We start from the raw sequence: 8,849 nt of genomic DNA on the forward strand, positions 1-8,849 counted from the left end.
CGAGGCCAGGCTGACGGCGCTGCGCGCGGCGCTGGCGCGCGCCCGCGACGAGGCCGAGCCGGACTGGGCGGCGGTCGGCCAGCCGGTCGCCGATCTCGTCGACAGCATCGCGCTCGACCATCCCAGGCCGCCGCCGGCGATGTTCACCGGCTCCGCGCCGCCAGAGGCGCAGATCGACGGCGTGATCCGCGACTGCGCGCAGCATCTGCTCGGCTCGTACCGCCGAAACGGCTTTCTGCCGACCTACGCCGCTTTCAATCTGATCGGCGACCCTGACTTTCGTGGGCGCGAGCTGATCATGGCGCTCACGGGCCTCAACGCACGCGGCTACAAGAATTCCTCGCTGCTGTTCAACCTCGCCCGTGTCTTCATCGCGCGCACGCCGGCGCGCGCCGTCGTCAATCCGCCCTGGACCGGCATCGCGGAGCCGATGTGGGAACCGGTGCAGATCCGCCACCGCTCGGCCTATTACGATGCGTTCTTCATCGAAGCGCTGCTGAGCTATGGCGAGACCGGACTTGCCTCGCCGGCCGACAAGATTGCAGCCGAGCGCGCCATCGCCGACATGGTGGATTTCTGCGTCAACATCAGCCGCGAGGAGGTCGAAGGCATCGACGGTGAGCGCTTCAACGTCGTCACCGCGCTGGCGCCCGCGCCGCATCCGCGCTTTTCCCGTTACTTCGCGCAGATCAAGCAGGATCTCGGCTTCGGCGTTTACGTGCCGGATTGCGACACCACGGCCTGCTCGATCTCCGCTGCGACGCAGGCCGGCTGCCTTGATGAGGTCCTCGATCAGCCGCTGCTGGATTTCTACGCCGGCTATCAGGTGCGCGCCGGCGTCAACGAGCCGCGCGTGACCGTGCCGCTCAACGACAATATCGACTATGAGGGCGGCGTCGCGACCTGGATCGACAACCTCAAGGGCGAGCGTCCCTACGGCAACGATCTCGATCCGACGCTCAATCTCGACATTCTCGAGGTGAGCTTTCGCAACCTGGCGCGCTGGAAAATTCTGGAGACGCCGGCGCGGCTCGCCACGGTGCACCGCATCATCGGCTTCCAGAAGCGGCTGGCGGCGAGCGGCGCCTTCGCCAATCCGCGCTCGCACATCTATTATCTGCCCGAGCTCTACAGTGCCTATTTCGGCCGCTGCTATGCGGCGTTCCTGGCGCTGCCGCTGGCGGCGCAGGCCGCGATCGATCCCGCAGGCGATTTCGACTTCATCCGCCATCGCGTGCTGTCCTACGTCAAGGGCGAGCTGATGGCCGCGGAGATGAACGTGTTCGACGCGGCGCTGGCGCTGATCGCGCTCGGCCATCTCGGCGCCGACCCGCGCGCCTTCGCGCCGGCACTGAACGTGATCGTCGCCGGTCTCGGCGAAGGCGGCCGCCGCGGCCCGTTCCGCGCCTATGAGTGGAACAAGATGAAGACGCCGACGCGGATTTTGGTGGGCGGGCCGGAGGTGACGTCGGCGTTCGTGCTGATGGGGCTCGCGGTAGCGAAGCGGGCGATGACGCGGGGGTGAGGGCGCACTGTACCTGTGCCCCGGACGCAGCGCAGCGCCCCCGGCGATGCGAAGCATCGTCCGGTGCGGTGCGCTGCAGAGCCGGGGCCCATGCCTCCGCGAGATGTGTCTGTGGATTTCTGGGTCCCGGCTCTGCGGAGCGGCGTTACACGCCGCACCGCGTCCGGGACACGAGCCGAGAGACCTCCCGCAATGACGGGAAGTTGAAAGCCTATCTGTTGAGCATAAGCTGGCCCGATGGCCAAAAGCCGACCACAATCGCGCGCTCTATCGACATTTCATCACACGCGGGCCGGCATGTTGCGAAAAGTCCTGATTGCGCTGTCTCTCCTCGCTCTCCCGTCACTGGCACTGGCCACGGACATCACCGGCACGGCAAAGGTGCGCGCCGGCGATGCCGTGGTGATCGGCAACACGCGGATCCGGCTCGGCGGCATCGATGCGCCCGCGGTCGACCAGCTCTGCCTCAACACCAAGAGCGAACGCTGGACCTGCGGCGTCGCGGCGCGGGACGAGCTCGCCAAATACGCCGAGGGCAAGAGCTGGGTCTGCCATACCCGTTCGATCGACCGGCGCGGCCGCACCGTGGCGCGCTGCGAGGTCGGCGGCGAGGACATCCAGAAATGGCTGGTGCGCAGCGGCTGGGCGCTGGCCTACACCCGCATCTCCAAGGACTACGAGCCCGACGAGGCCGCCGCGCGTGAGGCAAAAGCCGGGATGTGGCAGGGCGCCTTCATCGCGCCCTGGGACTGGCGTGAGCGCAACAAGAAGACCGTCATCCTCGGCGCCACCAAGCCGCCCGACGGGGCGCATGCGGTGCTGCTCGCCTCGGCCTCGGGATCGGTGGCGCCCTCCCCGGATTGCACCATCAAGGGCAACGTCAACAGCGCCGGAGAATGCATCTTTCACCAGCCGACCAGCCGCTGGTACACCCAGATCAAGATGAAGATCAGCAAGGGCACCCGCTGGTTCTGCTCGGTCGAAGAGGCGGAAGCCGCCGGCTGCCGCGAGACCAAGAGATGAGAGCCCCAGACCTGCGTTTTGCGTGCTTTTCTTGGCGGTTCACGGCGCGTAAAACCTGATTCAACAAACTCACCAGTCCGTTCTCAAGCAACAAGGATCAAGAGCAATGACCGTTCGCGCGGGCCGGGAATTTCTGGCCATCCCCGGGCCCACCACCATGCCCGACGAGGTGCTGCGGGCGATGCATCGTCCGGCGATCGACATCTACTCCAAGGAGATGCTCGACCTGACCGAGAGCCTGCTCGGCGACATCTCGAAACTGTTCTCGACCAAGGGCAAGTCCTACATCTACATCGCCAACGGCCACGGCGCCTGGGAAGCGGCGCTGAGCAACGTGCTGTCGCGCGGCGACAAGGTGCTGGTGCTGGAGAGTGGCCGTTTCGCGATCGGCTGGGGCAATGCGGCGGCGCTGATGGGTGCCGAGGTCGAGGTGCTCAAGGGCGACTGGCGCCGCGCGGTGCGGCCGCACGAGGTCGAGGAGCGCCTGCGCCGCGACAAGGAGCACACCATCAAGGCCGTCGTCGTCGTCCAGGTCGACACGGCCTCGGGCGTGCAGAACGACATCGAGGCGATCGGCAAGGCGATCAAGGCGAGCGGCCATCCGGCGCTGTACATGGTCGACACCGTCGCTTCGCTCGGCTGCATGCCGTTCGAGATGGACAAATGGGGCATCGATGTTGCGATGTCCGGCTCGCAGAAGGGCCTGATGACGCCCCCCGGCCTCGGCTTCGTCGCCGCCAATGCGCGCGCGCTCGAGGTGCACAAGAAGGCCAACATGTCGACGCCCTATTGGAGCTGGAGCGAGCGCGAGGGCACCGAGAATTATCGCAAATACGCCGGCACCGCGCCGGTGCATCTCTTGTTCGCTTTGCGCAAGGCGATCGACATGCTGCACGAGGAAGGCCTGGAGAACGCCTTCCGCCGCCACAGCCTGCTCGGCGAAGCCGCGCGCCGCGCGGTTGGCGCATGGTCGGAAGGCCAGGTGCTCGGCTTCAACGTGGCGGAGGCCAGCGAGCGCTCCAACACCGTGACCACGGTGACCATGAGCAACGGCCATGATCCGGCGGTGCTGCAACGCTATTGCAAGGACAAGTGCGGCGTGGTGCTCGGCACCGGCATCGGCGACCTCTCGGGCCAGGCCTTCCGCATCGCCCATATGGGCCATGTCAACGCGCCGATGCTGCTCGGCACGCTCGGGGTGATCGAGATCGGCCTGAACGCCCTGAAGATCCCGCACGGCAAGGGCGGACTGGAGGCGGCGGTGGCGTATCTCGGCGACGAGGTGGCGGTGTAGAGGCGCCACATACTCCGCTGTCGTCCCTGCGAACGCAGGGACCCATACCGCGGGATTTATCGATGGGGCGCGGTCGCAATACCGCGCCCAGACTTTTCGCTGCTTGTCTTCGCCAAACTCCTCCTGGGGTTATGGGTCCCTGCGTTCGCAGGGACGACGACTGAGTCTGCCGCGATTACTTCGGCACACGATACGCCTCGACCTGTGACTTCAGCTCATCCAGCGACGCTGTCGGCTGCTTCGGATCGACCCGATATTCCCCATTCGCCAGCCATTGCAGCACCTTCGCATCGATCACCGGCGAATGGTGGATGACGTCGCCGTAATTATCGAGATCGTGCGTCACCGCCTTGATCGCGCGGAAATCGTGCAGACGCACATTGGGAAGCTGCGTGAGGCGCTGCGCGACGACTGCCGTCAGGTCAGTGACGATCTTCAGCGTCTCGGGCGAGGCTTCGCGCATTGCAACGAATTGCAGGACCGAATAGGGCGGGAAGTAGATATCGAAGTTCACGTCGGGGTGGCGCGTGATCAGGCCGACGGCATCGCGCTCGAAATGCCCGGCCATGGCGTCATAACCGTAGCCTTCGCCGAGAAAGCGGCTGCGCACGGGGCTCGTGATGTAGGCGAAGGCGGCGAGCGTCCTCTTCGCATTGTACTCGCGCGCGACGTCGAAATCCCGCGGCAGCGCGTAGATGTCGTCGACATCAGCCAGCGCGAACTTGACGGGAAGAAACGGCGCCGCGCGGGTCAGCGGCCCTTGCAACGGCGGGACCGACCGCAGCAGCGCGAACAGCGCCTCTTTCGCCATCGCGGCGCTGAACAGATAGGACGCGATGCCCTTGGTCGTGCCGCGATAGAGATCGACGGACAGATAGGGATCGGCCTCGATGTCGGCCGCATCGACGAAGATGAAATCGTCCATCGCCCAGATCACGCGCCTCGCGCCGCGGTCGATCGCCTGCTCCAGCACGAAGGCCTGCTGGCGTGAGTTGGAGCCGGTCATCGCCAGCTTGAGCGAGCGAACGCCGAGCGCACGGTCGATGTCGCTCTGGCGGAAATGGATCGCGAGCGAGGTGCCCATGAAGGCGGTGTCGAACGACTGGCTGCGGATCAGCCCGGCATTCTGCACGCGCGTGTCGTCGGAATAGAAGGCGGTGCGCGAGGGGCGGAACAGCTGCAGGGGATCGACGACGTAGGTGAGCACGGCCGCACCGAGCACGAATGCGATGCTCGCGAGCAGAAGACGCTTGAGACTGGTGAACGGCCCGCGCATCAGAACCGGAAATAGATGAATTCGCTGTGGCTCTGGATGCCCAAGATGCCGAACGCAAGCACCAGCGATGCGCCATAGAGAAACAGCGGCCGCATGCGCCCTGCCCGCAAGTTCTCGCCGACCCGGCGGTTAGCGTGATCGTATCCCAAGATGCCTTGCGTGTTCGGCGCCAGCCACACCAGCGCAGCGTAGATGGAGATCAGCACCAGCGCCGCGATCTCCTCACGGCCAAAGACGATGTTCGAGGGATCGGCCATGGCGTGAAGGACGCGCAGCGCCCATGCGACGCTCTCGGCGCGGAAGAACACCCAGGCGACGACGACGGCGAGGAACGTCAGCGCTGCTCCGGCGATGCGAACCGGACGCGCAAGGACCGACGGAATGGTTGGCATCAGGGCGTTGAAAGCGTGATTGACGCAGAGATAGGCCCCGTGCAGCGCGCCCCAAATGACAAAAGTCCAGGCCGCACCGTGCCAGAGCCCGCCCAGCAGCATCGTGATCATCAAATTGAGGTAGCGCAGCACGCGGCCGTGGCGGTTGCCGCCGAGCGGGATATAGAGATAGTCGCGCAAAAATTGCGACAGCGTCATGTGCCAGCGGCGCCAGAACTCGACGATGCTGGACGCCTTGTAGGGCGAGTTGAAATTCACGGGCAGGAAGATGCCGAACATCAGCGAGATCCCGATCGCCATGTCGGAATAGCCGGAGAAATCGAAATAGAGCTGGAACGTGTAGGCAAGTGCGCCGAGCCAGGCCTGGTCGAAGCTCGGCGAGCGCGCCTCGAAGGCGAGTGCGACCAGCGGCTGGATGCCGTCGGCGAGACAGGTCTTCTTGAACAGGCCGATGGCAAAGATGATGACACCGCACAACATGAGATGTCCGTCCGGACGCTTGGTCTCCTTCCGCTCGAATTGCGGGATCATATCCTTGTGGTGGAGGATCGGCCCGGCGATCAAATGCGGGAAATAAGTCACGAACAGCGCGTAGTGCGCCAGCGCATAGGCTGCGACCTGCCCGCGATAGGCGTCCACCAGGAACGCAATCTGCGTGAACGTGTAGAAGGAGATGCCGACCGGCAGCAGGATGTGAACCGCGGCATGCGTGCCGAACAAGGCGTTGAGGTTCTCGGTGAGGAAGCCGGCATATTTGAAGATGCCGAGCACGAGAAGATCGCCGACGACACCGAGCGCGAGCGCCGCCTTGCGGTGCGACGGGCCGAGCTTCGCCACGATGAGGAGATGGCCGACGCCGTAATTGAAGGCGATCGACAGCAGCAACAGCGCCACGAACTGCCAGTTGCCGATGGCGTAAAAGGCGAGCGAGGCCAGCGCCAGCCAGATCACCGGGGTGAGATTGCTGCGCCGCCCGAGCCAGAAATAGCCGGCCAGAACGACGGGCAGGAACAACAGGATGAACGGGTAGGAATTGAACAGCATCAGGCTGGACCGGCGGCGGGGATATTGGTCCGTAAAGCATACAAGGGGCCGGTCAACAACCCGGCAGGCCTGGCGGAGTCGTGCTGGCAATTCGTGGAATCGGGACGATATAAGATGGAACACGTATTGAGATGAGGACCGAGTGACCCAGGCCAAAACCCCTTCCCAGCCCCCCGTCGCCCCGCGCCGGCCGCATTCCTTCACGCGGCACGGGATCACCGTTACCGACGACTATGCCTGGCTGAAGGACGCGAAATGGCAGGAGGTGCTGCGCGATCCCAAGGTGCTGGATCCCGACATCCGCAAATATCTGGATGAGGAGAACGTCTACACCGACAGCCTGCTCGGCCACACCGCCGGCCTGCAGAAGACACTGGTGCGGGAGATGCGCGGGCGGATCAAGGAGGACGATTCCAGCGTGCCGTCGCCGGACGGCCCGTTTGCCTATTTCCGCAGGTTTCGCGGGGGTGGACAGCACGAGCTGTTCGGCCGCATGCCGCGCGACGGCGGCGACGGCGAGATCGTGCTCGACGGCGATGCGCTTGCCAAAGACCACAAATATTTCAGGTTCGGCGGCAGCCGGCACTCGTATGATCACAAGCTGCAGGCCTGGAGCGCCGACACCAAGGGCTCGGAATATTTTTCGATCCGCGTGCGCGACTGGGCTACGGCCAAGGATCTCGACGACGTGGTCGAGGAGACCGATGGCGGCGTGGTCTGGGCCGCGGATTGCAAGAGCTTCTTCTATGTGAAGCTCGACGACAACCATCGGCCGATGCAGGTGTGGCGGCATAGGCTCGGCACCAAACAGGCCGACGACACGCTGATCTATGAAGAGCAGGATGCCGGCTGGTTCACCCATCTGCACGAGAGCACCAGCGGCCGCTTCTGCGTAATCGCCGGCGGCGACCACGAGACCTCGGAGCAGCGGCTGATCGATCTCGCCAACCCCGAGGCGCCGCCGCGCCTCGTCGCGGCGCGCGAGGAAGGCGTGCAATATTCGCTGGCCGATCGCGGCGATCAGCTCTTCATCCTCACCAATGCCGACGATGCCATCGACTTCAAGATCGTCACCGCGCCGCTTTCTTCGCCCGAGCGCAAGAACTGGCGCGATCTGATCCCGTATCGTCCCGGCATCTACCTCATCGACCTCGATCTCTATGCCGGCCATCTGGTGCGGCTGGAGCGCGCCAATGCGCTGCCGGCGATCGTGATCCGCGATCTCGTCTCGAACGAGGAGCATGCCATCGCCTTCGATGAGGCCGCCTATTCGCTGGATACGATGGGCTCCTACGAATTCGAGACGACGAATTTGCGCTTTGCCTATTCGTCGATGACGACGCCGTCGGAAGTCTATGACTACGACATGGTCAAGCGCACGCGCACCTTGCGCAAGCGCCAGGAGATTCCGTCGGGCCATAACGCGGCCGATTACGTCACCACGCGCATCACGGCAAAGGCGCATGACGGCGCCGAGGTGCCGGTGTCGATCCTCTACCGCCGCGGGCTCAAGCTCGATGGCACGGCGCCGCAGCTGCTTTATGGCTACGGCTCCTACGGCATGGCGATGCCGGCCTCGTTCAACGCCAACCGCCTGTCGCTGGTCGACCGCGGCTTCGTCTACGCCATCGCCCATATCCGCGGCGGCGCCGACAAGGGCTGGGGCTGGTATCTCGACGGCAAGCGCGAGAAGAAGACGAATTCGTTCGACGATTTCGCCGCCAGCGCGCAGGCGTTGATCGACGCGAAGTACACGAGCGCAAAGCGCATCGTCGGCCATGGTGGCTCGGCCGGCGGCATGCTGATGGGCGCGGTCGCCAACCGCGCCGGCGAATTGTTCGCAGGGATCGTCGCCGAGGTGCCGTTCGTCGACGTGCTCAACACCATGCTCGACGACACCCTGCCGCTGACGCCGCCGGAATGGCCGGAATGGGGCAACCCGATCGAGAGCGAGCAGGATTTTCGAACGATCCTGTCCTACTCGCCCTACGACAATGTCGCGGCGAAGGCGTACCCGGCGATCCTGGCGATGGGCGGGCTCACGGATCCGCGCGTGACTTATTGGGAGCCGGCGAAATGGATCGCGCGCCTGCGCGCTACCATGAGCGGCGGCGGCCCCGTCCTGCTCCGCACCAACATGGGCGCCGGCCATGGCGGCGCCTCGGGGCGGTTCGACCGGCTCGATGAGGTCGCGATCGTCTATGCGTTCGCGCTGTGGGCGGCGGGGATGGCGGAGGCCGGGGTGTAGCGTTAGCCGCAGCCGTCGCAACACCTTCCGCTGTCGTCCCCGCGAAG

The 8,849-nt window shown here is 65.0% G+C and carries 6 protein-coding genes; 4 read left to right on the forward strand and 2 right to left on the reverse strand.

The window, feature by feature from the left end; all coding sequences use genetic code 11:
- The 3 genes from XI04_RS08185 to XI04_RS08195 all read left to right on the forward strand — a co-directional run.
- A partial coding sequence (locus tag XI04_RS08185; protein WP_271623556.1) for a hypothetical protein occupies window positions 1-1,525 on the forward strand: 1,525 nt, incomplete at its 5' end.
- 297 nt (window positions 1,526-1,822) lie between these two features.
- Window positions 1,823-2,548: a thermonuclease family protein gene (locus XI04_RS08190; RefSeq protein ID WP_152102090.1), complete on the forward strand. Its 726-nt coding sequence runs from the start codon at window positions 1,823-1,825 to the stop codon at window positions 2,546-2,548.
- A 106-nt stretch (window positions 2,549-2,654) separates the two neighbouring features.
- A complete protein-coding gene (locus tag XI04_RS08195; RefSeq protein WP_038950765.1) occupies window positions 2,655-3,842 on the forward strand; it encodes a pyridoxal-phosphate-dependent aminotransferase family protein in 1,188 nt (395 codons plus the stop codon).
- A 175-nt stretch (window positions 3,843-4,017) separates the two neighbouring features.
- Here XI04_RS08195 and XI04_RS08200 read toward each other — a convergent pair whose 3' ends face one another.
- Together XI04_RS08200 and XI04_RS08205 are read right to left on the reverse strand one after the other, a co-directional pair.
- On the reverse strand, window positions 4,018-5,118 hold the full coding sequence (locus tag XI04_RS08200) for a hypothetical protein (protein ID WP_271610649.1): 1,101 nt from the start codon (window positions 5,116-5,118) through the stop codon (window positions 4,018-4,020).
- Complete coding sequence (locus XI04_RS08205; protein ID WP_271610648.1) at window positions 5,118-6,554, reverse strand: MBOAT family O-acyltransferase; 1,437 nt, start codon at window positions 6,552-6,554, stop codon at window positions 5,118-5,120. The genes XI04_RS08200 and XI04_RS08205 overlap by 1 nt, the downstream gene beginning before the upstream one ends.
- A gap of 142 nt (window positions 6,555-6,696) precedes the next feature.
- Here XI04_RS08205 and XI04_RS08210 point away from each other — a divergent pair, with 142 nt between their 5' ends.
- Window positions 6,697-8,802 carry a S9 family peptidase gene (locus XI04_RS08210; RefSeq protein WP_038973073.1) on the forward strand — a complete coding sequence of 702 codons (2,106 nt, stop codon included), beginning with the start codon at window positions 6,697-6,699 and terminating at the stop codon, window positions 8,800-8,802.
- Window positions 8,803-8,849 lie beyond the last annotated feature (47 nt).

Origin of the sequence: Bradyrhizobium sp. CCBAU 11430, assembly GCF_028128855.1 — a bacterium.
Lineage (GTDB): Bacteria > Pseudomonadota > Alphaproteobacteria > Rhizobiales > Xanthobacteraceae > Bradyrhizobium > Bradyrhizobium ottawaense.

Excerpts from the sequence above, each read along its gene's own strand:
- XI04_RS08190 (WP_152102090.1), top strand. The coding sequence starts at position 1,823 with ATGTTGCGAAAAGTCCTGATTGCGCTGTCTCTCCTCGCTCTCCCGTCA.
- XI04_RS08195 (WP_038950765.1), top strand. The coding sequence starts at position 2,655 with ATGACCGTTCGCGCGGGCCGGGAATTTCTGGCCATCCCCGGGCCCACC.
- XI04_RS08200 (WP_271610649.1), bottom strand. The coding sequence starts at position 5,118 with ATGCGCGGGCCGTTCACCAGTCTCAAGCGTCTTCTGCTCGCGAGCATC.
- XI04_RS08205 (WP_271610648.1), bottom strand. The coding sequence starts at position 6,554 with ATGCTGTTCAATTCCTACCCGTTCATCCTGTTGTTCCTGCCCGTCGTT.